At 61.1% G+C, this 23,296-nt stretch carries 21 protein-coding genes; 15 read left to right on the top strand and 6 right to left on the bottom strand.

Annotated features, from left to right (window positions below; translation table 11 throughout):
- Positions 1 to 30: 30 nt before the first annotated feature.
- The 11 genes from B5G16_RS05540 to B5G16_RS05490 all read left to right on the top strand — a co-directional run bounded on the left by B5G16_RS05540 (position 31) and on the right by B5G16_RS05490 (position 10,695).
- Entirely contained in the window at positions 31 to 360 is a 330-nt protein-coding gene (locus B5G16_RS05540) for a DUF4491 family protein (protein ID WP_087262038.1), read from the top strand.
- Positions 360 to 1,466, top strand: a complete 1,107-nt coding sequence (locus tag B5G16_RS05535; protein WP_204228025.1) for a CapA family protein — start codon at positions 360 to 362, stop codon at positions 1,464 to 1,466. Before B5G16_RS05540 ends, B5G16_RS05535 begins: the two co-directional genes overlap by 1 nt.
- Before the next feature lie 103 nt (positions 1,467 to 1,569).
- Positions 1,570 to 2,148 (top strand): rubrerythrin, encoded by a 579-nt coding sequence (rbr, locus tag B5G16_RS05530; RefSeq protein WP_087262036.1) that lies wholly within the window; start codon positions 1,570 to 1,572, stop codon positions 2,146 to 2,148.
- Between the two features lie 287 nt (positions 2,149 to 2,435).
- On the top strand, positions 2,436 to 4,109 hold the full coding sequence (ettA, locus tag B5G16_RS05525; protein WP_087262034.1) for an energy-dependent translational throttle protein EttA: 1,674 nt from the start codon (positions 2,436 to 2,438) through the stop codon (positions 4,107 to 4,109).
- 4 nt (positions 4,110 to 4,113) lie between these two features.
- Complete coding sequence (locus B5G16_RS05520) at positions 4,114 to 4,647, top strand: hypothetical protein (protein ID WP_087262032.1); 534 nt, start codon at positions 4,114 to 4,116, stop codon at positions 4,645 to 4,647.
- 1 nt (position 4,648) lies between these two features.
- Positions 4,649 to 5,992, top strand: a complete 1,344-nt coding sequence (gene hisS, locus B5G16_RS05515; protein WP_087262030.1) for a histidine--tRNA ligase — start codon at positions 4,649 to 4,651, stop codon at positions 5,990 to 5,992.
- Between the two features lie 71 nt (positions 5,993 to 6,063).
- Positions 6,064 to 7,647: a S41 family peptidase gene (locus B5G16_RS05510; RefSeq protein ID WP_087262028.1), complete on the top strand. Its 1,584-nt coding sequence runs from the start codon at positions 6,064 to 6,066 to the stop codon at positions 7,645 to 7,647.
- A 99-nt stretch (positions 7,648 to 7,746) separates the two neighbouring features.
- Positions 7,747 to 8,043: a DUF3276 family protein gene (locus tag B5G16_RS05505; protein ID WP_087262105.1), complete on the top strand. Its 297-nt coding sequence runs from the start codon at positions 7,747 to 7,749 to the stop codon at positions 8,041 to 8,043.
- A 184-nt stretch (positions 8,044 to 8,227) separates the two neighbouring features.
- The gene (locus B5G16_RS05500) at positions 8,228 to 9,172 is read left to right on the top strand and encodes a DUF368 domain-containing protein (protein WP_087262026.1); all 945 of its coding nucleotides are present in this window, start codon (positions 8,228 to 8,230) and stop codon (positions 9,170 to 9,172) included.
- 3 nt (positions 9,173 to 9,175) lie between these two features.
- Positions 9,176 to 9,925: a shikimate dehydrogenase family protein gene (locus B5G16_RS05495; protein ID WP_087262023.1), complete on the top strand. Its 750-nt coding sequence runs from the start codon at positions 9,176 to 9,178 to the stop codon at positions 9,923 to 9,925.
- Positions 9,926 to 10,059: 134 nt separating this feature from the next.
- The gene (locus B5G16_RS05490) at positions 10,060 to 10,695 is read left to right on the top strand and encodes an energy transducer TonB (protein ID WP_239405982.1); all 636 of its coding nucleotides are present in this window, start codon (positions 10,060 to 10,062) and stop codon (positions 10,693 to 10,695) included.
- Positions 10,696 to 10,948: 253 nt separating this feature from the next.
- Here B5G16_RS05490 and B5G16_RS05485 read toward each other — a convergent pair whose 3' ends face one another.
- Entirely contained in the window at positions 10,949 to 11,158 is a 210-nt protein-coding gene (locus B5G16_RS05485) for a putative signal transducing protein (protein WP_087262021.1), read from the bottom strand.
- Between the two features lie 118 nt (positions 11,159 to 11,276).
- Between B5G16_RS05485 and dnaE the strand changes: the two genes are divergently transcribed.
- From dnaE to B5G16_RS05470, 3 genes are read left to right on the top strand one after another with little or no spacing between them, the layout of a single operon-like run.
- Complete coding sequence (gene dnaE, locus B5G16_RS05480) at positions 11,277 to 15,095, top strand: DNA polymerase III subunit alpha (RefSeq protein ID WP_087262019.1); 3,819 nt, start codon at positions 11,277 to 11,279, stop codon at positions 15,093 to 15,095.
- A 36-nt stretch (positions 15,096 to 15,131) separates the two neighbouring features.
- Entirely contained in the window at positions 15,132 to 15,446 is a 315-nt protein-coding gene (gene trxA, locus B5G16_RS05475; protein ID WP_087262017.1) for a thioredoxin, read from the top strand.
- A 3-nt stretch (positions 15,447 to 15,449) separates the two neighbouring features.
- Complete coding sequence (locus tag B5G16_RS05470; RefSeq protein ID WP_087262015.1) at positions 15,450 to 16,445, top strand: aldose 1-epimerase; 996 nt, start codon at positions 15,450 to 15,452, stop codon at positions 16,443 to 16,445.
- Between the two features lie 102 nt (positions 16,446 to 16,547).
- Here B5G16_RS05470 and B5G16_RS05465 read toward each other — a convergent pair whose 3' ends face one another.
- Positions 16,548 to 17,066 (bottom strand): nitroreductase family protein, encoded by a 519-nt coding sequence (locus B5G16_RS05465; RefSeq protein WP_087262013.1) that lies wholly within the window; start codon positions 17,064 to 17,066, stop codon positions 16,548 to 16,550.
- A gap of 254 nt (positions 17,067 to 17,320) precedes the next feature.
- Between B5G16_RS05465 and htpG the strand changes: the two genes are divergently transcribed.
- Positions 17,321 to 19,381, top strand: coding sequence for a molecular chaperone HtpG (htpG, locus tag B5G16_RS05460; protein WP_087262011.1), 2,061 nt, complete (start codon positions 17,321 to 17,323; stop codon positions 19,379 to 19,381).
- Between the two features lie 213 nt (positions 19,382 to 19,594).
- Here the strand turns inward: htpG and B5G16_RS05455 are convergent, their stop codons facing one another.
- The 4 genes from B5G16_RS05455 to B5G16_RS05440 form a co-directional block, all read right to left on the bottom strand.
- Entirely contained in the window at positions 19,595 to 20,017 is a 423-nt protein-coding gene (locus tag B5G16_RS05455) for an acyl-CoA thioesterase (RefSeq protein WP_087262009.1), read from the bottom strand.
- A gap of 24 nt (positions 20,018 to 20,041) precedes the next feature.
- Positions 20,042 to 20,713, bottom strand: a complete 672-nt coding sequence (locus B5G16_RS05450; RefSeq protein ID WP_239405981.1) for an FAD synthase — start codon at positions 20,711 to 20,713, stop codon at positions 20,042 to 20,044.
- 111 nt (positions 20,714 to 20,824) lie between these two features.
- On the bottom strand, positions 20,825 to 21,475 hold the full coding sequence (locus tag B5G16_RS05445) for a redox-sensing transcriptional repressor Rex (RefSeq protein WP_087262005.1): 651 nt from the start codon (positions 21,473 to 21,475) through the stop codon (positions 20,825 to 20,827).
- 2 nt (positions 21,476 to 21,477) lie between these two features.
- Complete coding sequence (locus B5G16_RS05440) at positions 21,478 to 23,292, bottom strand: LysM peptidoglycan-binding domain-containing protein (RefSeq protein WP_087262003.1); 1,815 nt, start codon at positions 23,290 to 23,292, stop codon at positions 21,478 to 21,480.
- Positions 23,293 to 23,296: the final 4 nt, after the last annotated feature.

Below are 23,296 nucleotides of genomic sequence, written 5' to 3'. Positions count from 1 at the left end.
ACGGATCCGGCCCCGAAAACATTTGCGGATATGGAATTTCTTGCACAATACAATCTGACGGGAATCGTCATCGGCCTCGCCACGTTCCTCATCATCGGGCTGTTCCACCCGCTGGTCATCCGGGGGGAATACTATTTCGGAGTGCGGATCTGGTGGGTGTTCCTCGTGATGGGTCTCGCGGCGATCGCCGGGTCGATCGCCGTGCGGCATGTGCTCTGGTCGACGCTGCTGGCCGTCTGGGGCGCCTCGTCGCTGTGGAGCATTGGCGAGCTGTTCGAACAGCGCAAGCGTGTCGCCCGGGGCTGGTTCCCGAAGAACCCTGCGCGCAAATATCCCGATACTCCGAAATCCCCGAAGTGATGACCCGGATCCTGAAATCCCGCTGTTCCCGCGTGCTGTTGGCTCTCCTGCTGGCCGCCACGTGCTGCACGCCCGCCGGGCGCCGCACCCTCCCCGACTCTCCCGCTCCGGACGGCTGGTCGGGTCCGGGCCGCGTGCCGCCGCCCCAACGCATCCGGATGTGGTTCGGCGGCGACGTCATGCAGCACCTCCCGCAGGTCGAGGCGGCCCGCAGCGGCGAGGGGTTCGACTATGGCCCCGTTTTTGCGGCACTGGCTCCGCGGATGCAGTCCGCCGATCTCGCGGTCGTGAACCTCGAAACCACGCTCACGCGCAGCAAACGCTATACGGGTTATCCGCTGTTCCGTTCGCCGGTGGCGCTCGCCGACGCCCTGCGCGATGCCGGGGTCGACGTCGCGGTGCTGGCCAACAACCACTGCTGCGACGGCGGTGCCGAGGGAATCCGCACGAGCATCGAGGAGTTGGACCGCTGCGGAATCCGCCATACGGGCGTCTTCGCCGACAGCGCCGACTACCGCCGCAACCACCCGCTCCTCCTCACCCGGAACGGCGTGCGGCTGGCCCTGCTGAACTACACTTACGGCACCAACGGCATGCCCGTCCCGCAGGGGATGATCGTCAACCGGATCGACACCGTGCGGATGGCCGCCGATGCGGCTGCGGCGCGGACGGCGGGAGCCGACTTCATCGTCGCCTGCCTGCACTGGGGCAACGAGTACGAACGGCAGACCAATGCCGCGCAGCGCAGTCTGGCAGTCTTTCTGCGGCGTCACGGCGTCGATGTGGTGGTCGGGAGCCATCCCCACGTGGTGCAGCCCTGGGAGGCGGATTCCGCGCACGTGGTGCTCTACTCGCTGGGCAACCTGGTCTCGAACCAGCGGCGACGCTACACCGACGGCGGGCTGGTTGCCGAAGTCGAGGCCTCGCGGCACCCCGAAGGGCGGATGAGCTACGCTTTGGAGGTGACGCCCGTGTGGGTGGCGCTGCCGCGCTACCGCATCCTGCCGCCCGAAGCTGCCGATACGATGGCCCTGCCGGCGGCCTACGGCGTCTTCCGCACCGATGTCGAGGCGATGCGCGGAAGCGGGTATAAGCAATCCGAATAGCGGGATAAAAACTACCGATCGGAAATTTTTGGCGATTTGTGCGGGAAAAGTTTATCTTTGCAGCAGAAACGGAAAACAACACACACTTAAACATTATAAGAGTATGGAAAAGAGCATCAAAGGTACGCGTACCGAACAGAATCTGTTGAAGGCGTTCGCCGGCGAAAGCCAGGCACGGAGCCGTTACGTATTCTTTTCGAGCAAGGCCAGGAAGGAGGGTTACGAGCAGATCGCCGGCGTCTTCGCCGAGACTGCCGAGCAGGAGAAGGAGCATGCCGAGCGTTTCTTCAAGTTCCTCGAGGGCGGCGACGTGGAGATCACGGCCAGCTACCCCACCGGTCCGATCGGCACGACGGCCGAGAACCTGCTGGCTGCGGCCAAAGGTGAGAACGAGGAGTGGGATGTGCTCTACCGCGAATTCGCACAGGTAGCCGACGAGGAGGGCTTTGCCGAGATCGCCGCAGCGTTCCGCATGATCTCGATCGTCGAGGCCGAGCACGAGCGCCGCTATCTGAAACTGTTGAGCCGTCTGACGGACGGGAACTTCTTCAAGCGCGACGGCAAGATCTGGTGGCAGTGCCGCAACTGCGGTTTCATCATCGAGGCCGAGGAGGCTCCGAAGCTCTGCCCGGCGTGCAAGCACCCGCAGGCCTACTTCGAGCCCAAGAAGGAGAACTATTGATCCGCGTTGCCGGCCCGTGGGCCGCAGCGTGCAAGAAGAACCCCGCTTCCGGAAAGGAGCGGGGTTTTCGTGAGATATGGAGGAGGAAAAGGTCTGTCCGGATTTGCATGCCCCCATTCCTCACGCCTCTTCGCCCGGGAACGTCCGGGGTTGTTCCGGCCCCATTTTTGTATGCCTTCCCGCCTCTTTCCGCCCCCTTTCGTAAATATTCGCATCCCGGGAAGGGAAAAATCCGGAAATTCTCCGTATCTTTGGCGGAAAACCGAAAAAATCTCGCTGATAAGGATATGGCAGACGAAAAAATCATCTTCTCGATGGTCGGCGTAAGCAAGACCTTTCCCAACCAGAAACGGGTACTGAACAACATTTACCTCTCGTTCTTCTACGGTGCCAAGATCGGTATCATCGGTCTGAACGGCGCGGGTAAGTCCACGCTCATGAAGATCATCGCCGGAATCGACAGGAACTACGAGGGCGAAGTGGTCTTCTCGCCCGGATACACGGTCGGATACCTCGAACAGGAACCCAAACTGGATGACTCGAAGACCGTGAAGGAGGTCGTCGAGGAGGGCTGCGCCGCAACGGTCGCCCTCCTGAAAGAGTACGAGGAGATCAACATGAAGCTGTGCGAGCCGATGGACGACGACACGATGGCCAAGCTGATCGAGCGTCAGGGCGAGTTGTACGAGCAGATCGACCACGTCAACGGCTGGGAGCTGGACAGCGTGCTGGAACGCGCCATGGATGCCCTGCGCTGTCCCGATCCGGATCAGTCGGTGAAGGTCCTCTCGGGCGGTGAGCGCCGCCGCGTGGCGCTGTGCCGCCTGCTGCTGCAACAGCCCGACGTGCTGCTGCTCGACGAGCCCACGAACCACCTCGACGCCGAGTCGATCGACTGGCTCGAACAGCACCTCCAACAATACAAGGGTACGGTGATCGCCGTGACCCACGACCGCTACTTCCTGGACAACGTCGCCGGATGGATCCTCGAACTGGACCGCGGCGAGGGCATTCCGTGGAAGGGCAACTACTCGGGCTGGCTCGAACAGAAGACCACGCGCATGGCCATGGAGGAGAAGCAGGAGTCGAAACGCCGCAAGACCCTCGAACGCGAGTTGGAGTGGGTGCGCATGTCGCCCTCGGGGCGTCACGCCAAGTCGAAGGCGCGTCTGTCGGCCTACGACAAACTGATGAACGAGGATACGAAGCAGAAGGAGGAGAAGCTCGAAATCTTCATCCCGAACGGTCCGCGTCTGGGCGACGTGGTGATCGAGGCGCACGACGTCTCGAAGGCCTTCGGCGACCGCGTGCTCTACGAGCATCTGGAATTCTCGCTGCCGCCCGCGGGCATCGTGGGCGTGATCGGCCCGAACGGTACGGGCAAGACCACCCTCTTCCGCATGATCATGGGGCTTGACGAGCCGACGAGCGGTTCGTTCCGCGTGGGGCCGACCGTCAAACTGGCCTACGTCGACCAGCAGCACAAGTCGATCGACCCCGAAAAGACGGTCTTTGAGGTGATTTCGGGCGGTACGGACCTCATCACGCTGGGCAACCGGCAGGTCAACGCCCGGGCCTACGTCGCGCGGTTCAACTTCTCGGGCGCCGATCAGGAGAAGAAGTGCGGCATGCTGTCGGGCGGCGAGCGCAACCGCCTGCATCTGGCCCTTGCGCTCAAAGAGGAGGGCAACGTCCTGCTGCTGGACGAGCCGACGAACGACATCGACGTCAACACGCTGCGGGCTTTGGAAGAGGGTCTGGAAAACTTCGCCGGATGCGCCGTGGTGATCTCGCACGACCGCTGGTTCCTGGACCGCATCGCCACGCACATCCTCTCGTTCGAAGGCGACTCGAAGGTGGTCTTCTACCAGGGCTCCTATTCGGAGTACGAGGCGTGGAAGAAGGCACAGGGCGGCGATACGGAACCCCACCGCGTGCGTTACAAGAAATTAATGGCTTGACAGAATGCGTATTGCAGCCTTTTTCCTGCTCTTCCTGGGGCTTTTTTCATGCGGGACGCCGGCAAACCGCCCGGTCGATGCATTTATCTGGGACCAACTCCGCGCCCACGAAGATCCGGATCGTGTGGAACCGGTCGGAACGTGCGATGCCGACGAATTCCTCGCCGCGATGGAACGCTTCCCCTGGCATGAGCAGGCGCGTGAGGCTCGGAGAATCAAGAAAAACTCCCCCACGCTGTCGGTGACGGATTTGAAGACCGACCGTTCGCTTTTCATTTCGGCCGCAGTCGACGACAACGACCGGTTGGGCTATTTCGTCGGATATGTATATCCCGCAGAAGCGGGAATGCGGGCACCGCGCCGCGTGAGCATATATGAGGTCGAACGAATGGATGCGATCCGCGAAATGGTCGTCGTTTTCTTCCGTCGCGACGAGGTTGCCTTGAAGCGCCTGCTCGGGGAGCACCCCAAATACATGGAAGCACGGGATCACGCAGGTTGGGAAAAATACCTGAAAACGAAACAAAAATTTATATAGTATGGCACAGAAACCCTCCATACCCAAAGGTACGCGCGACTTCTCCCCGATGGAGATGATGCGCCGGCAATATATCTTCGACACGGTGAAGCGGGTCTTCCGCACCTATGGCTTCGCGCCGCTGGAAACCCCCGCGATGGAGAACCTCTCGACGCTGCTGGGCAAGTACGGCGACGAGGGCGACAAACTCCTCTTCAAGATTCTCAATTCGGGCGAGTACGCCGCGGGGCTCTCGGACGACGAGGTGCGGCAGGCGTCGAAAATCTGCGAAAAGGGCCTGCGCTACGACCTGACGGTCCCCTTCGCGCGCTACGTCGTGCAGCACCAGGGCGAGCTGACCTTCCCCTTCAAGCGCTATCAGATCCAGCCCGTATGGCGTGCCGACCGCCCGCAGAAGGGCCGTTACCGCGAATTCTACCAGTGCGACGTCGACGTCATCGGCACGCGCTCGCTGCTGTGCGAGGTCGAGCTGGTGGAGATCGTCGAGCGGGTCTTCAAGGCGCTGGGCATCCGCGTGGCGTTGAAGATGAACAACCGCAAGATCCTCTTCGGCATCGCCGAGGCCATCGGCCACGCCGACAAGATGATGGACATCACGGTGGCCATCGACAAGCTGGAAAAGATCGGACTGGACAACGTGAAGGCCGAACTCCGGGAGCGCGGGTTGTCGCAGGAGGCGGTCGACCGGCTTCAACCGATCCTTGAATTAAGCGGAGACAACCATCAAAAACTCAATCAGCTGCGAGAGGTGCTGGCATCTTCGGAAACCGGTCTGAAAGGCATCGACGAGATGGAGATCCTCTTCGGCCACGTCGAACGGCTGGGCATCGACCTTCGGGTGGAGCTCGATCTCTCGCTGGCACGCGGTTTGAACTACTACACCGGGGCGATCTTCGAGGTCAAGGCCCTCGACTTCGCCATCGGCTCGATCTGCGGCGGCGGCCGCTACGACGACCTCACGGGCATCTTCGGCATGCCCAACCTCTCGGGCGTCGGCATCTCGTTCGGCGCCGACCGCATCTACGACGTGATGACCGGGCTCAACCTCTTCCCCGAAGAGGTCAACTGCACGACCCGCGTGCTGTTCACCAACCTCGGAGCCGAGGAGGAGGCCGCCGTCCTGCCGCTGCTGCGCGAAGTGCGCGCACGCGGCATCGCCGCCGAGATCTACCCCGAAGCGGGCAAGATGAAGAAGCAGATGGAGTACGCCAACCGGCGCGGAATCCCCTGTGTGGTGATCGTCGGGTCGCAGGAGCTCGAAGCCGGAGCTGCCACCGTCAAGGAGATGCGCACGGGCGAGCAACGGCAGGTGCCGTTCGCGGAACTCGCGCAAGCGCTGGCCTGACGGCCTGATTCGGGGCTCCGCTTGCGGGGCCCCTTTTCCTTACGACGTTACGACAACCAACAAAGAATGCCATGCGGAAATATCTCATAGCCATCGCTGCGCTCCTGGCCGCTGCGACCCCGGCAAAAGCCCAGGAACTGGAAAACCTGCAACAGTTCCGCAAACTGATGCAGGTCTACCGCTATCTGAACGGTCTCTATGTCGACGAGGTGGAGATGGAACCCGTCGTCGAGGGCGCCATCCGGGGGATGCTCGAAGAGCTGGACCCCCACTCGGCCTACCTCGATGCCGAAGAGATGAAGGGCGTCGAGGAGAGCTTCGACGGTGAATTCAGCGGCATCGGTGTGGAGTTCAACGTGCTGCGCGACACGGTGATCGTCGTCAACACCATCGCCGGAGGCCCCGCCGAACGGGTCGGCGTCAGGGCCAACGACCGCATCGTGCGCATCGACACGCTTCCGGCCGTCGGGATGACCCGCACGGAGGTGCCGAAGCACCTGCGCGGAAAAACCGGCTCGAAGGTCGAAATCGACGTCGTGCGCCACGGGACCCCGGGGCTGCTTCACTTCGTGATCGTGCGCGACCGCATTCCGCTGAACACCGTGGATGCCGCCTACCTGACCCCGGAGGGGATCGGCTACATCAAGGTCAACCGCTTCGGCCGCACCACGATGGAGGAGTTTACGAAAGCGTATCGCGAATTGGGACGTCCCGAAAGGTTGATTCTCGACCTGCGCGGGAACGGCGGCGGATTGTTGGAGCAGGCCATCGGCATGGCCGGGTTCTTCCTGCCGCGCGGTGCGGAGATCGTCTCCACCGAGGGCCGCGCCGTCCCGGCCTCGGTGTTCCGTGCCCCGAGCAACGGCGAAGACCTCAAAGGCCGGCTGGTCGTGCTGATCGACGAGTCGTCGGCCTCGGCGTCGGAGATCGTTGCCGGAGCCATTCAGGACTGGGACCGGGGCGTCGTCATCGGACGTCCCAGCTTCGGGAAGGGACTCGTGCAGCGGCAGATCGGCCTGCCCGACGGCTCCGCCGTGCGGATCACCGTGGCCCGTTACCATACCCCCTCCGGGCGGGTCATCCAGCGTCCGTACGAGAAGGGAAACCGCCGCGAATACTACCTCGACCATCTGCGCCGATACGACGATGCCGTGCGCGACTCGCTCGACGCCGGAGCTCCGGCATTCCGGACACTCCGCAGCGGACGCACGGTCTATGGCGGCGGAGGCATTCGCCCCGACATCGTGATCGAACCCGATACGGCCGGTTATTCGGACTATTACGCCGGTCTGATTCGGCGAGGCGTCGTGACCGAATTTGTCAACGACTGGCTCGACCGTTCGCGCGACAGTCTCGCGCGTCTCTACCCCGCCTTCGAGGCCTTCGACAGCGGATTCGAACCCTCCGACGAGCTGCTCGGTGCCCTCACGCAGCTCGGTACGCAGCGCGGCGTGGTCTTCGACAAGGCGGGATTCGCCGCTTCGCAGCCCATCCTGCGCACCCAGCTCAAAGCCCTTGCCGCACAGCGGCTGTTCGGAACCGGGGCCTATTTCCGCGTCGTGAATCCCCGCCTCGCAACCTCCTACAAACGGGCTGTGGAGCTTCTTTCGGATTGGGAGCGACAGGGAAAACCGCTGTTGGCTCCGAAAAAATAGCCCGGATGTTTGGTGTTTCGTAAACTTTTCCGTATATTCGTATATACAATTCCGACGGACCCCCATGCCCTTCGGAAGTTAACCCAAAAAAAAAGTTACATGTTAGTTCCATCCCCATCACGACGCGACAGTGAGGATTATGGAGATCAGATCCTTTCCAAAGTCGTAAAGGCCGGTCGTCGCACCTATTTCTTCGATGTCAGGGCGACACGCGGCGATGACTGGTTCCTGACCATTACCGAGAGTCGAAAAATTACGGCTGCCGACGGTTCGTCCACCTACGACCGCCATAAGATTTTCCTGTACAAGGAGGATTTTACAAAGTTTGCCGACGGTCTCGCAGAGGTCGTGGAGTTCATCCGCCGCAGCAAGGGAATTTCCGAACCCGCAAAATGAGTATCGTGATTCCGAGAAACGGAAAAGACTCTCCGGCAGTTGTGCCGGAGAGTCTTTTTATTGACCGGCAGGGAGTGCGGAAAAAGTTATCCGCATGCCCGATTTTTCCGTATATTTTCGTATCTTTGTCCCCCGGCGACCCGACCCGATCCCGGCAGGCCGCCGAACAAACGTTGACAAACACATGAACGCTTCCCGCTACATCCTCCTTGCCCTGAAAGGCTGCGCCATGGGAATGGCCGACGTGGTCCCCGGCGTCTCGGGCGGTACGATCGCCTTCATCTCGGGTATCTACGAGGAACTCCTCGACTCGATCCGCAGCGTCGACGCCACGGCGCTCAAACTCCTCCTCAAAGGACGCTTCGCCGACTTCTGGCGCCACATCAACGGCCGATTCCTCCTGTCCGTCCTGGCCGGAATCGCCATCGCCATCTTCTCGCTGGCCCGGCTGATGACCTACCTGCTCACGAACCATCCGATCGCCATCTGGTCGTTCTTCTTCGGGCTGATCATCGCTTCGGCGGTCCTCGTCGCCCGGCAGGTCGGACACTGGAACTGGAAAACCCTGCTCTCCTTTGCGGTCGGAGCCGCAGTCGCCTGGTGGATCACCATCGCAACCCCGGCCGAAACCCCCAACGACTGGTGGTTCGTCATGCTGTCGGGCGCCATCGCCATCTGCGCCATGATCCTCCCGGGCATCTCCGGAGCCTTCATCCTGCTGCTCCTGGGCAAGTATCAGTACATCATGCAGGCCGTCGTGGATCTGAACATCCCCGTCATGGCGATCTTTGTCGTGGGGGTGGCGATCGGCATCATCTCCTTCTCGCACCTGCTGTCGTGGCTCCTCAAACACCGCCACGACCTGACGGTCGCCCTGCTGATGGGTTTCATGGTCGGTTCGCTCAATAAGGTCTGGCCCTGGAAGGAGGTCGTCGAAACCTACGTCGACAGCCACGGAAAGGTCCAGCCGCTGGTCGAGAGCAACATCCTGCCGGGAACCTTCGAGACACTCTACGACAAACCGGCCCTGCTGGCCGAAGCCGTAATCCTCTGCGTGGTGGGATTCCTGACCATCTACGGCATCGAAACCCTGGCCCATTTTATCGCATCCCGGAAAAAAGAGAATTGAACGATGAGAAGGTTCGGATTGATCGGCCGTCCGCTGGGCCATTCGGCCTCGGCGTCCTACTTCACGGAGAAGTTTTCGAAAGAGGGGATAAGCGATTGTGTTTATGCACTTTATGAACTTCCGGGGATCGGGGCGCTGACCGGATTGCTGGAGCAGCATCCGGACCTTTGCGGGCTGAACGTTACGATCCCCTATAAACGCGAGGTGATGGCCTATCTGGACTCCGTGTCGCCCGAAGCGCAGGCCATCGGCGCCGTGAACTGCATCCGCCGCACGCCGGACGGACGTCTGGAAGGCTTCAATACGGACATCATCGGCCTGCGCGAGGCGTTGAGCGAGCTGCTGGGGCTTGCCGAACCGGAGCAGGCGCTGATCCTCGGGACCGGAGGGGCTTCGCAGGCCGTGCAGTATGCGCTGGCCGAGCGCGGCATTCCCTTTGCGCTGGTCTCGCGCGACCCCGCCAAAGGCAACTACACCTATGCCAACCTGCCGTGCGAGGTGGTGGAACAGAGCCGGCTGATCGTCAACGCCTCGCCCGTGGGGACCTACCCCAACGTCACGCAGGCGCCGACGATTCCCTATGCCTACGTCACGCCGGAGCACTACCTGCTGGATCTGGTCTACAATCCGGAGGTGACGCAGTTCCTCGATTACGGGCGTCAGCGCGGTGCCCGCATCCTGAACGGGCATGTGATGTTCGTCGAACAGGCCGAGGCTTCGTGGCGTATCTGGAATGGCGAAGAATTGCTTTAAATAAAATACCTCAAAACAATGAAAAACAAAATCTTGTCAACAACCGTACTGCTCGGTTTTTTTCTTGGGGGGGGGTATCTGCGCAACAGCCGGTAGAACCTCCGCGTTATGACGGAGCCGTCGTCAAGGTCTACGTGACCCGACTGGCGGCCACGGTCGAGGATGTGGCTGTCGAGGAACGTATCCCCGCGGATTCGCTCTCGGAAGAGGTGGCGGTCGCCCTGCGGATCGACACCCTCGGCAATTTTGTGGGGTGGCGCTTCCTGGACAATACCTGCGAAGGGGCCTATCGGCAGGATCTGGAACCCGCCACGCCGCTGACGCGGCAGGTGGTGGAGAAGGCCCTCGACCGGATGACCGGGCGGTGGAGCCCCGCACACCGCGCCGACGGCCGTGCTGTAAACTATGTGCAGCGGCTTCGGTTCCGGGTGCCGCGGCAACGCATCGAACAGCAGGTGAATCCCGATCCGCTGCTCTTCATGGGAGAAATCCCGGGCGAGAATTTTTTCTACTGGGTGACTGACCGCACGGGGTATCGTTCCGACCGCTTCCCGACGACCGGCGGCCGGGTTTATATCCGATTTTATGTCGAGGCCGACGGCCGGGTAACGATCGACGAGGTGCTCCGTTCGCCCGATGACCGGCTGACGAAACGGGTCATCCGGGCCATCCGGCGCAGCGAGGGCAAGTGGACGCCCCGCAAGGTCGACGGCGTGCCGCAACGCACGGCCTACACGTTCCGGGGCAATTTCATCAACGAGTCCCATTGATCCCGGCGGTCGGGGCGGCCGATCGGAGAATCGCCTGCCCGGCAGGATGCTCCGGACGCATTGCCGGCATGGAAAAAGGCTTCACCAGCACGGGTGAAGCCTTTTCGCCTCTTCGTATCGGTCCGTCGCTCCGACAGACGGATTCTCAAAGGGCGGACACCAATCCGACGGCCCGGTTGCGGGTTTGTTTCCCTCCCCCGCACCCGGGGCCTTCGGTCTCCATGTCCGGATTGCAGCCCTTCCCTCCTTCACACTATCTGTGTTGCAGCAGCGTGCGGGCCTTTTCCAGTTCGTCCGCCCGGACGACCACCTGGGCGGGCATCGTGCCGATCGGATAGATGGCCGACATGTATTCGTTGCGGATCGTCGACCAGATTCCGGCGCTGTCGAGCATCGACTTGGCGATCTCGGCCTCCGTTACGGTGTTGTACTCCGCCAATACAACCAATGTGTCGTCTTGCATAACTCGTTCGGTTTTGGTTCGGTATTTAAAGTTAAGCATTTTGTTGATAAAATACAAGAATCCGGCCGTATTTTCTGCATAAATATCGCTATCTTTACATCGCTAAATTTCCCGCGAAATGTCCCAATTCGTACACCTTCACGTACATACGCAATACTCGATTCTCGACGGTCAGGCCAGCATCCCCAAACTCGTCGACAAGGCCATTGCCGACGGACAGCCCGGCATTGCCGTGACCGATCACGGCAATATGTTCGGAATCAAGGAGTTTTACAACTACGTCAAGAAGATCAAGGGAAAATTCAAGGAGAAGGCCGCCGCGTGCGAGGCCCGCATCGCCGCCCTGCGCGACGGATCCGAGACTGCCGCCGACCCCGAAGCCGAAATCGCCCGCTGCGAAAAGGAGCTGGAAGAACTCCGCAGGAAAATGGCCTTCAAGCCCATCATCGGCTGCGAGGTCTATGTCGCGCGCCGGTCGCTCTACGACAAGGAGGGAAAGCCCGACCAGAGCGGTTACCACCTGATCCTGCTGGCCAAGAACCTCAAAGGATACCACAACCTGATCAAGATCGTCTCGAAGGCCTGGACCGAGGGTTTCTACATGCGCCCGCGTACGGACCGCACCGAGATCGAGAAGTATCACGAGGGGCTGATCTGCTGCTCGGCCTGTCTGGCCGGCGAGGTGCCCCGCGCCATCACGGCCAACGACCTCGAAAAGGCCGAGGAGTCCATCCGCTGGCACAAGGCGCTCTTCGGTGAGGACTACTACCTCGAATTGCAGCTGCACAAGGCCACCGTCGAGCGCGCCAACCACGAGGCCTACCCCATGCAGCTGCACGTCAACAAGCACCTGCGGGAACTGGCCGCAAAATACAACGTGCGGATGGTCTGCACGAACGACGTGCACTTCGTCGACGAGGACAATGCCGAAGCCCACGACCGTCTGATCTGCCTCTCGACGGGCAAGGACCTCGACGACCCGAAGCGCATGCTCTACTCCAAGCAGGAGTGGCTCAAAACCACCGCCGAAATGGCGTCGATCTTCGGTGAGTCGGACCCCGAGGCGATGGCCACGACCGTCGACATCTGCAACCAGGTCGAAACCTACTCGATCGACCATGCCCCGATCATGCCCAACTTCGAGATCCCCCGGGAGTTCGGTACCGAAGAGGAGTATCGGAAACGGTTTACGGAGCAGGACCTCTACGACGAATTCACGCGCGACGAAAACGGCAACGTCGTCATGTCCGAGGAGGAGGGGCGCAAGAAGATCGAGAAACTCGGCGGTTACGACAAGCTATACCGCATCAAGTTCGAGGCCGACTACCTCGCCAAGCTCACCATGGAGGGCGCCCACCGCCGCTACGGCGAGCAGCTGACCGAGGAGCAGGAGGAGCGGCTGCGCTTCGAGCTGCACATCATGAAGACGATGGGCTTCCCGGGCTACTTCCTCATCGTGCAGGACTTCATCCGCGCGGCCCGCGAGGAGCTGGACGTCTCGGTGGGCCCGGGGCGTGGTTCGGCGGCCGGATCGGCCGTGGCCTACTGCCTCGGCATCACGCAGATCGACCCCATCGCCTACGACCTGCTGTTCGAGCGTTTCCTCAATCCCGACCGCATCTCGCTGCCGGATATCGACGTCGACTTCGACGACGACGGCCGCGGCCGCGTCCTGAACTGGGTCACCCAGAAGTACGGCAAGGAGAAGGTCGCCCATATCATCACCTACGGCACGATGGCCACCAAACTGTCGATCAAGGATGTGGCCCGCGTGCAGAAACTCGTCCTCTCGGAGTCGGACCGCCTCTGCAAACTCGTCCCCGACAAGACCCCCGACGGCAAGGCCGTGAAGAGCCTCGGCCAGGCCATCGAACTGGTCCCCGAACTGAAAGCCGCCGAGCAGTCGGACAACCCCGTGCTGCGCGACACGATCCGCTATGCCAAGATGCTCGAAGGAAACGTCCGCAATACGGGCGTGCACGCCTGCGGCACGATCATCTGCCGCGACGACATCACCGACTGGGTCCCCGTCTCGACGGCCGACGACAAGGAGACCGGCGAGAAGATGCTCGTCACGCAGTACGAAGGTTCGGTGATCGAGGATACGGGGCTGATCAAGATGGACTTCCTCGGGTTGAAGACCCTCTCGATCATCAAGGATGCCGTGGAGAACATCCGCCAGACGAAGGGCGTGAAGATCGACATCGACGACTTCTCGATCATCAACGACCCCGCGACCTACAAGCTGTACAGCGAGGGCCGCACCGTCGGGACGTTCCAGTTCGAGTCCGCCGGCATGCAGAAGTACCTCCGCGAGCTGCAACCCTCGACCTTCGAGGACCTCATCGCGATGAACGCCCTCTACCGCCCCGGCCCGATGGACTACATCCCGGACTTCATCGCCCGCAAGCACGGCCGAAGCCCCATCGTGTACGACATTCCGATCATGGAGAAGTATCTCAAAGATACTTACGGAATCACGGTCTACCAGGAGCAGGTCATGCTGCTGTCGCGCCTGCTGGCCAACTTCACCCGCGGCGAGTCCGACACGCTGCGCAAGGCCATGGGCAAGAAGCTCAAAGACAAGCTGGACCACCTGAAACCCAAGTTCATCGAGGGCGGCAGGAAGAACGGACACAAACCCGAGGTGCTGGAAAAGATCTGGGCCGACTGGGAGAAGTTCGCCTCCTACGCCTTCAACAAGTCGCACGCCACGTGCTACTCGTGGGTCGCCTACCAGACCGCCTACCTCAAAGCCAACTACCCCTCGGAGTACATGGCCGCGGTGTTGAGCCGAAACCTCACGAACATCGAGCAGCTGACACTCTACATGAACGAGTGCAAGCGCATGGGAATCAGTGTGCTGGGTCCCGACATCAACGAGTCGATGCAGGCCTTCTCGGCCAACCTCTCGGGTGACGTGCGCTTCGGTCTGGCCGCCGTGAAGGGCGTCGGGGCCGCCGCCGTCGAGAGCATCATCGCCGAACGCAAGGCCAACGGCCCGTTCAAGGATATCTACGACTTCGTCGAGCGCGTGAACTACTCGCTCGTCAACCGCAAATGTCTCGAAAATCTCGCCTACGCCGGAGCTTTCGACTCGATCTCCGACTTCGCACGCTGCAAGTATTTCGGCGTGGACTCCCGCGACGCGAGCGGCGCCACCTTCCTCGAACAGCTCATGCGCTACGGGCAGCGTTACCAGAACGAGCAGAACAATGCCCAGCAGAGCCTCTTCGGCGGGGGCGGGCACGTCGACATCCAGCGTCCGGTGATCCCGGCCTGCGCCGATTGGAGCCAGCTCGAAAAACTCACCAAAGAGCGCGAAATGGTCGGACTCTACCTCTCGGCACACCCGCTCGACGACTACAAGATCATCATCGACCACATGTGCAAGACCCAGCTCTCGGAGCTCGAAAACCTCGAAGCATTGAAGGGTCAGGAGATTGCCGTGGCCGGCATGGTCGTCGGCGTGCAGAACCTCATGACCAAGACCGGGAAGCCCTGGGGGCGTTTCAAACTCGAAGATTACAACGGAGCTCACGAATTTGCCCTCTTTGGCAAGGATTATGAGAACTTCCGCAAGTACCTCTTCGCCGACTACTTCCTTTTCGTCCGCGGAAAGGTGCAGCCCAAACCCTACAACGACAAGGAGCTCGAATTCAAAATCGTCTCGATGGTCCAGTTGCAGGAGCTGCGCGACACGATGATCCGCGAGATGAACATCCTGCTGCCCATCGAGGAGCTGACCGAAACGCTGATCCGCGAGCTCTCGGAACGCGTCCGCCGGTCGAAGGGAAACACGCTGCTGCGCGTGAACCTCGTCGACCGCAAGGCGCAGGTCTCGTTGAGCCTCTTCTCGAAGAGCCACAAGATATCGCTCTCGCCCGAACTGGTCGACTATCTGGATGACAACGAAATACACTATTCCATTGCATAACGACGATTTACAATAACAACTCAAAAACACAGAAAAATGGCACTGGCAATCAACAACGAAAATTTTGAAACGCTGATCGCAGGCGATCAGCCCGTAGTGATCGACTTCTGGGCCGAGTGGTGCGGACCCTGCCGCATGATCGCCCCCATCATCGACGAACTGGCCGCCGAGTACGAAGGCCGCGTGGTCATCGGCAAGTGCGACGTCGAGACGAACGACGACATCACGATGAAGTTCGGCGTGCGGAACATCCCGACGATCGTCTTCCTCAAAGGCGGACAGCAGGTCGACAAGCAGGTCGGCGCCTGCTCGAAGGATGCGCTGAAAGCAAAGATCGAAAAACTCCTGTAAGCAATGCTCCGGAGCGTGGACTACTGCGGCCTGCGGGCCGTGGAGTTTTCCAAAGGGGACTATGCGGCGCTGCTGATTCCCGCGATGGGCGCCAACCTCATCCGGCTGGCCGACACGCAGCGCGGCGTCGAGGTGCTGCACACCCCCGCGGCGGAGGAGATCGAGACGTTCCTCCGGCGGCCGCAGATCTTCGGGCTGCCGATCCTCTTCCCGCCCAACCGCATCGCCGACGGACGTTACACGTTCGAGGGGCGGACCTACCGGTACCCGATTACGATCGAAAAGGAGCGCAACTACCACCACGGCATCCTCAAAAGCCAGCCCTTCCAGGTCTCGAAGGCCGTGGAGACGGACGACGAGGTGCTGGTCGAGTGCCGCTACTACGCCAATGCGGGCAGCGACGCCATTTTCCGCGACTTCCCGCACGAGTTCAAGTGCAAGATCGTCTACCGGCTGACGGCCGAGGGTTTGGAGCAGGAGGTGGTCTTCACGAACCGCAGCCGGCAGCGCATGCCGATCGGCGTGGGATTCCACACCCCGCTGCGGATTCCGTTTGCGGGCGGCGTGGCGGACGATTACGTGCTGCGTGCGGCGGTTGGAGAACAGGTTGAATTGAATGGTCGCAATCTTCCGACCGGCAGGAAGTTGCCGCTGACGGAGCAGTTTGCGAAACTGCGCGGCGAAGGACTCCGCGTCACGGGATGCGATCCCATCGAAGCAGGTTTCACGCTGCGCGAGATCGAGGTCGACGGCAAGCCCTATCGCGGGGCTGTGGTCGAGAATCGCCGCACCGGCGTGCGGGTCTTCTACGAGGTGGACGGACAGACCCTCTACTGGACGATCTGGAACAACGGCGGGCAGGTGCCCTACTGCTGTCCCGAACCGCAGTCGTGGGTGACCAACGCCCCGAATGCCGCCGATCCCGAGGCCGAAGGATTCCGGTCGGTGGCGCCCGGCGAGTCGTGGAGCGCGAAATATCGGCTCTACGTCCGTTCATAACCGGGAGGTGTATGGATGGTGCGCAACAGGCTGATTGAAAGTCGGATGTTGCGATTCATATAAAGCGAAGCGGGAGATCCGGACCGGACCTCCCGCTTCGCTTTAAAACGTCTCCTCGAAAACGGTCGCGGAGAGCGCTTTGCGGAGCGTGTCGTGCCGGTCAGGCGACGAGGGCTCCCCGGAGCCGTAGCCGATGAGCAGGATGTTTACCGGCTCGACGTGGTCCGGCAGGCGGAACTCCGCACGCACCGCCTCCGGTTTGAACATGCAGATCCACAGCGTATCTAACCCCAGCGACGCCGCGCAGAGCATCATGTGGTCCGTCACGATCGAGGCGTCGATGTCGCCGATCTTCTTGCCGTCGTATTTCCGGGTCCACACCTCGTCGGTGTCGGCGCAGACGATGATCGCCAGCGGAGCGCCGAAATCCCGCGTGCAGCGCGCCAGGCGCTCCATTCCCTCCTTCGACTGCACGACCACGAGCCGTTGCGGCTGGCGGTTCGCCCCCGTCGGGGCCACACGCCCCGCTTCGAGGATCCGTTCCAACTTTTCGGGTTCGACCTTCCGGTCGCTGTATTGACGGCACGCGTAGCGCCGTTTGGCCAGTGCGAGAAAATCCATACTCTTTATCATTAATCAGCTTTCCGCGAAGATACGCAAAATTCGGCAGGACGGCAAATCCGAGGTCCGCTTTCCCCGGATCGAGATCCCGAAGGCCCGGAAGAAGCCGATCCGCATCCGTCCCGGCGCCGCTTCCGACCCGAAGAAGGCAGGCGCTGTCAGTTGCGACTGACAATCTGGCAGAAAAACAGGGCTGGCACACCGTTTGTTGATCTCCGGGGCAGAAAAATAGCAAAACAAAATACACTTGAACTATGAAAAACGGTAAAATCGGGGTTACGACAGAGAACATCTTCCCTGTCATCAAGAAATTCCTCTATTCGGACCATGAGATTTTTCTCCGCGAGCTGATCTCCAACGCCGTGGATGCCACCCAGAAACTGAAAACCCTCTCGGCGAAGGGCGTGATGAAGGGCGAGTTGGGCGACCTGACGATCCATGTCGCCGTAGACCCTGCGGCCCGCACGCTCACCGTCACCGACCGCGGAATCGGTATGACCGCCGAGGAGCTCGACAAGTATATCAACCAGATCGCCTTCTCCGGAGCCGAGGAGTTCATGGAGAAATACAAGGACCAGGCCATCATCGGGCACTTCGGACTGGGATTCTACTCGGCCTTCATGGTTGCCGACCGGGTCGAGATCTTCACCCGTTCGTGGCAGGAGGGCGCAAAGACCGTGCATTGGAGTTGCAGCGGAACCCCCGAGTTCGAAATGGAGGAGACCGACGAGGCCCATGACCGCGGCTCGACCGTCGTGCTCCACCTCGCCGAGGATACCAAGGAGTATGCCGAGGAGTCGAAGGTCTCGGAGCTGCTGAAAAAGTACTGCCGCTTCCTCCCCGTGCCCATCGCCTTCGGAAAGGTCAAGGAGTGGAAGGACGGCAAGTACGTCGATACCGATAAGGACAACGTCATCAACGACGTCGACCCGTTGTGGACCCGCAAGCCGTCGGAGATCACCGAGGAGCAGTACAAGGAGTTCTACCGCGAACTATACCCGTTGAGCGACGAACCCCTCTTCTCGATCCATCTGAACATCGACTACCCGTTCCACCTGACCGGCATCCTCTACTTCCCGAAGATCCACAACAACTTCGAAATCCAGCGCAACAAGATCCAGCTCTACTGCAACCAGGTCTACGTCACGGATCAGGTCGAGGGCATCGTCCCCGAGTACCTGACGCTGCTCCACGGCGTGATCGACTCGCCGGACATCCCGCTGAACGTCTCGCGCAGCTATCTCCAAAGCGATGCCAACGTCAAGAAGATCTCGAACTACATCACCCGCAAGGTCGCGGACCGTTTGCAGGAGCTCTTCAACACGATGCGCCCCGACTACGAGTCGAAGTGGGACAACCTGAAAATCTTCATCCAGTACGGCATCCTCACCGACGAGAAGTTTGCCGAAAAGGCCTCGGACTTCATGCTCTGGAAGAACGTCGAAGGCAAGTACTTCACCCCGAAGGAGTACACCGGGAAGGTCCGGGAGAACCAGACCGACAAGAACAAGACCGTCGTCTTCCTCTATGTGGATGATCCCGTCGAGAAGTACACCTCGCTCGAAGCCGCCAAGGCCAAGGGCTACGACGTGCTCGTCATGGACGGACAGCTCGACAGCCACTACATCAACTGGTATGAGTCGAAGAACAAGGACGTGCGCTTCGTGCGCGTCGACAGCGACGTGATCGACAAGTTGATCCAGAAGGAGGACAGCATCAAGATGTCGCTCACCGAGGCCCAGCAGGAGCTGCTCATGCCGGTCTTCGAGAGCCAGATGCCCAAGGATGAGAAGATCCACTACAACATCTCGTTCGAAGCCATGTCGCCCGACGAGGCCCCGGTGGTCATCACGCAGAACGAGTTCATGCGCCGCATGAAGGAGATGGCCCAGATGGGCGGCGGAGGCATGAGCCAGTTCTACGGCCAGATGCCCGACAACTTCACCATCGCGGTGAACGGCAACCACCCCATCGTCATCGACATTCTTGCCGACGTCGAGAAGGCCTACGGCGACAAGTTGAAGACCATGACCAAGAAGATCGACGCCGCGGTGGCCGAGGAGAAGCGCTTCGAGGAGGTTACGAAGGAGAAGAAGGAGGCCGACCTCACGCCCGAGGAGAAATCCATGCGCGAGGAGTTGTCGAAGAAGGTCGTCACGCTGCGCGACGAGCGCAACGAGCGCCTGCGCCAGATCGGCGGCGAGAACAGGCTCGTCAAGCAGATCATCGACCTGGCGCTCCTGACCAACGGCATGTTGAAGGGCAAGAACCTCACGGATTTCATCCAGCGCTCGATCTCGCTCATCGAGAAGTAGCCGTGCGGCGACCCGGCAGCCCGCACGGGTGCACGGGCCCTTCGCAGGCGCATAAACGAAGAGACGCCCCGATAACCGGGGCGTCTCTTTTTCATCTCCGGGCAGGCCGTAGCCGTTCTCCGCGGTCCGGTTCCGGACCCTTACTCGGCCGGGATGTCTCTTTGCCGTCTGGACCGGGCCGTTGTCTCTCTTTCCGCGCTCCGGGACCGGGCGTCACTCGGCCGGCTCCTCCGTCCAGCGGCTCCGCAGCAGGTCCAGGAACCACTCCGGGCAGCGGCACGGACGCCGCGTATCGCTGTGGATGAACCCTAACTGCGTCATCCCCGTATTGATCAGTTCCCCCTTCTCGTTGTAGATCTCGTAGAAGAAGTTGATCCGCGTCGAGGGGATCTCCTTCAAGATGATCCGCACCGTCAGCAACTCGTCGAAATAGGCCGGCTTTCGGTACTTCGACTGCACCTCAAGGATCGGCATCATGATCCCCCGCCGTTCGACCTCCGCGAACGACATGCCCAGCTCGCGCAGCAGCTCGCTCCGCGCCGCTTCGTAGTAGCAGATATAATTCGAGTGGTGGCAGATCGCCATCTGGTCGGTATGCTTGTACCAGACCCGGATCTTACAGTCGTGGCTTACCATAATTATTCGGTTTTTATTGATTTTTCAAGACTCTGTTTGACACGCTCCGCATCCCTTGCTCCCCTCCGACCCCTCTCCGGCCTGTCCGGAAGGCTCCGGGACGAATCGAGAATCCGACAAGGGATGCCCTGCGAGGTGTTCGGCCGTGGCCCGGTCGCCCGCTTCCAGCAGGCGGCGGATCACCGTCGAGCTGACCCGTACGCCATCGACCGTGCACGGCCCCACGCGCACGACCCGCAGCCGCGACGCCACTTCCGGGGCATCGCACGCCACGCCGTCGTGTCCGAAGCGGTGGTTGTAGCCCGCGACCAGTGTCTCGGCGCCCACGCGGCCGATCAGGCAGCGTTCGACGAACTCCCGGCCCGAAAGGGCGCTGAACGCCCGGTCGAACGGGATCACGATCACGTTGTCCACGCCCAGCTCCGCCAGCAGGGCGACCTTCTCCTCAAAGGTCGTCAGCAGCCGCAACCCTTCGGCCCGGCCCAGCGTGATGCGCGGGTGCGGTTCGAAGGTCAGCACGACACTCTCCCCGCCGACGGCCCGCGCCTCGGCGACGAGCCGGCCGATCAGCGCCCGGTGTCCCCGGTGCACGCCGTCGAACGACCCGACCGTAACCGCCGGACGAATAAAATGCGGAAGATCCTCGAATCCCTGGAATACCTTCATGGCACGCGCAACATATCGTCTCCAATTCATCACCGCCTGGCTCTTATCTCCTCCGCGCGGCGTACCCGCTTGGCTGCATCGCTTCGGCACGGCGGCCGCAGAACTCGTTCGTCCCTTGCATCTGCACTCCCTCCCGCAATGTCACGAATTGGCGTTGTTGTCGTTCTCCTTGACGAAATAGGCCACCTTTTCCAGCAGCGTCGTGATGTCGTAGTTCTCCACGACGATTCCCTGCGGGAAGTTCAACGGTGTGGAGGTGAAGTTCAGCACCCCCTTGATTCCGGCGTTGATGATCGGAAGCACGAGCGTCGGAGCCACCTTCGTCGGCGACGAGACGATCACGATCGAAATATCCTTGTCCTCGACCACCGCCTCGAACGTATCCATGTGGTAGCACGGAATCCCGTCGATCGTCTTGCCCACCTTCTCCGGGTCGACGTCGAAGGCCGCCGTGATTTTCAGTTTCAGCCCCTTGCCGTTGAAATATTTCGTGATGGCCTGACCCAGGTGGCCCATGCCCAGCACCGCAATGTTCATCGGCGAGGGACTGTCGAGAATGTTGCTGATGTACTCGATGAGCACCTGCACGTCGTAGCCCTTCTTCGTGTCGCTCGAAAACCCGATCAGCATCAGGTCGCGGCGCACCTGCACGGCCGTGATGCCGTGGATGCCCGCCAGCACGTGCGAGAAGACGTGCGTGATGCCCTGACGGTGGCACGAAAGCAGCGTCCGCCGGTATTCGCTCAACCGTTCGATCGTCTTTTCGGGAATCGTATTCGTCAGTGATGCCATGATTATTCGATCGTTATCGTGAAATCCTTGTGGTAGTTCACCCGCGTCCAGTTGTGGTTCACGTGGTTCGCGCGCCCCTCGGGTCGGCTGAACAGATAGGTGGTCTGCAACGGCGTGAAACGGCGGTCTTCGAGGTCGTACTCGATATCGCCGTACATCGCCGGAGCAAAGATCATCGCCGTGTCGTAACCCCGGTAGGAGAAGAGCGTCGGCAAAATCCCGAACGACCGCAGGTAGGCGCTGTCAAAAGCCTTCACCCGCTCCGAATCCCGTTTGGCGTGGTAGGTCGAGATGAAGACCACGCGGTCCTTGAAGAAGATCGCCCGGTCGAGGTTGTTGTAACGGTTCCAGCGGGCGTTGCCCAGCACCGTGAAGCGCGGCGCCGTGCGTCCGCGCGACGTGATGCTCGTGTCGGCCGAGGCCAGCGCCGCCAGAATGCGGTCCACGTCCACCTCGTTGTCCGACAGGATCACGAAGACATTCTCCGCATCGTTTTCCAGCAACGGCGTCAGGTCGCTCGGGCTGTTCGCACCCCGCGACGACGGATGCTCATATTTATACGTGTAGCGCGTATAGCTGCGGTCGCCCAGCAACGCGAGGATCTCCCGTTCGAACTCCTTGTCCGTGGTCGCCGTACAGATCAGCGTCACGCGCTTGCCGTCGCCCACCAGATCCTCCACCTTCTCATACTTCCGGGCCGGGTCCGGGGCCAGCTGGAACAGCACGTCGCTGTTCGTCCGTTCGATATTCGCCAGCGGAGAGACCACCGGGATCCCCCGCTCCTCGGCAAAGCGTACCACCTCGCCGAGCCCCTCCTCGTAGACCGGACCCACAACCAGATCCGACTGCCGGAACGCCTCGTCCGCAACGATCTCCCGGATCCGGGCCGTATCGCGGGCCGTGTTGTAGAGATTCACGTTCACCGAGATCCCCGACGTGCGTTTCACGCTGTCCAGGCCCAGCAGAAAGCCCTGATAGAAATCCAGATAGTTGTCGTTCGGCTGTCCGTTGACGGCCAGCGGCAGCAGAACCGCGATGTCGAGCGTCTCGCTGCGCCGCAGGGACCGGAACTCAACCTGCTTCGTCTCCCGGGATTCCGGATGCACGCCCGGCAGGCTGTCGGCCGCAGCCACCTCCGGCTGTGTCTCCCGTCCTCCTGGCACCACGATCATCGCTCCGGCTTTCAGATCCGCGGGTTGCAGACCCTTGTTGAGCCGGCTCAACTCCTCCTCCGTAATGCCGAAGCGGCGCGAGAGCGAATAGAACGTCTCGCCCGGGCGTACGATATGGTACGACGTCCCGGCATCGGCCACACTGTTCAGCGACTGCCTGTACTCCTCCCACTGCTGCTGCGTCCCCGCCTCGTCCTCCGAGCCGATCTGCTTCTTCCGGATCAGGATCCGCTCCCCGAGGCGCATGTGCAGCGGGTCGAGGTTCGGGTTGTCATCCAGCAGCGTCTTCACCGGGATCTCGTACTGACGCGAAATGGCATAGAGCGTCTCGCCCTTCGCCACGTAGTGGAAATCGAACGTCTTGCGCAGCTTCCGGTCCGATTTGAGCTCCGGAGCCTCGGCCACGAACGGAATCCGGATGTTCTCGTCGGCTTTCAGCCCACGGGCGATCGACGGATTGTTCTCCACAATGACCTGCTCACCCACACCGTAGGTCTTCGAAAGACCGTAAAGCGTCTCGCCCGTGCGGACCGTGTGGATGTAGTATTTGGCACCGTTGATGTAGACGATCGTCCCGGACTTCCCGCCCGCAAGAGCCGAAAGTCCCCACACAAGCGTCAGGAGAGTGGCACAGAGTCGTTTCATCGCT

Origin of the sequence: Alistipes sp. An66 (genome assembly GCF_002161445.1) — a bacterium.
GTDB classification, from domain to species: Bacteria; Bacteroidota; Bacteroidia; order Bacteroidales; family Rikenellaceae; genus Alistipes; species Alistipes cottocaccae.
The sequence above is the reverse complement of the archived record's forward strand: the minus strand, read 5'-3'. Positions and strand labels throughout refer to the sequence as shown.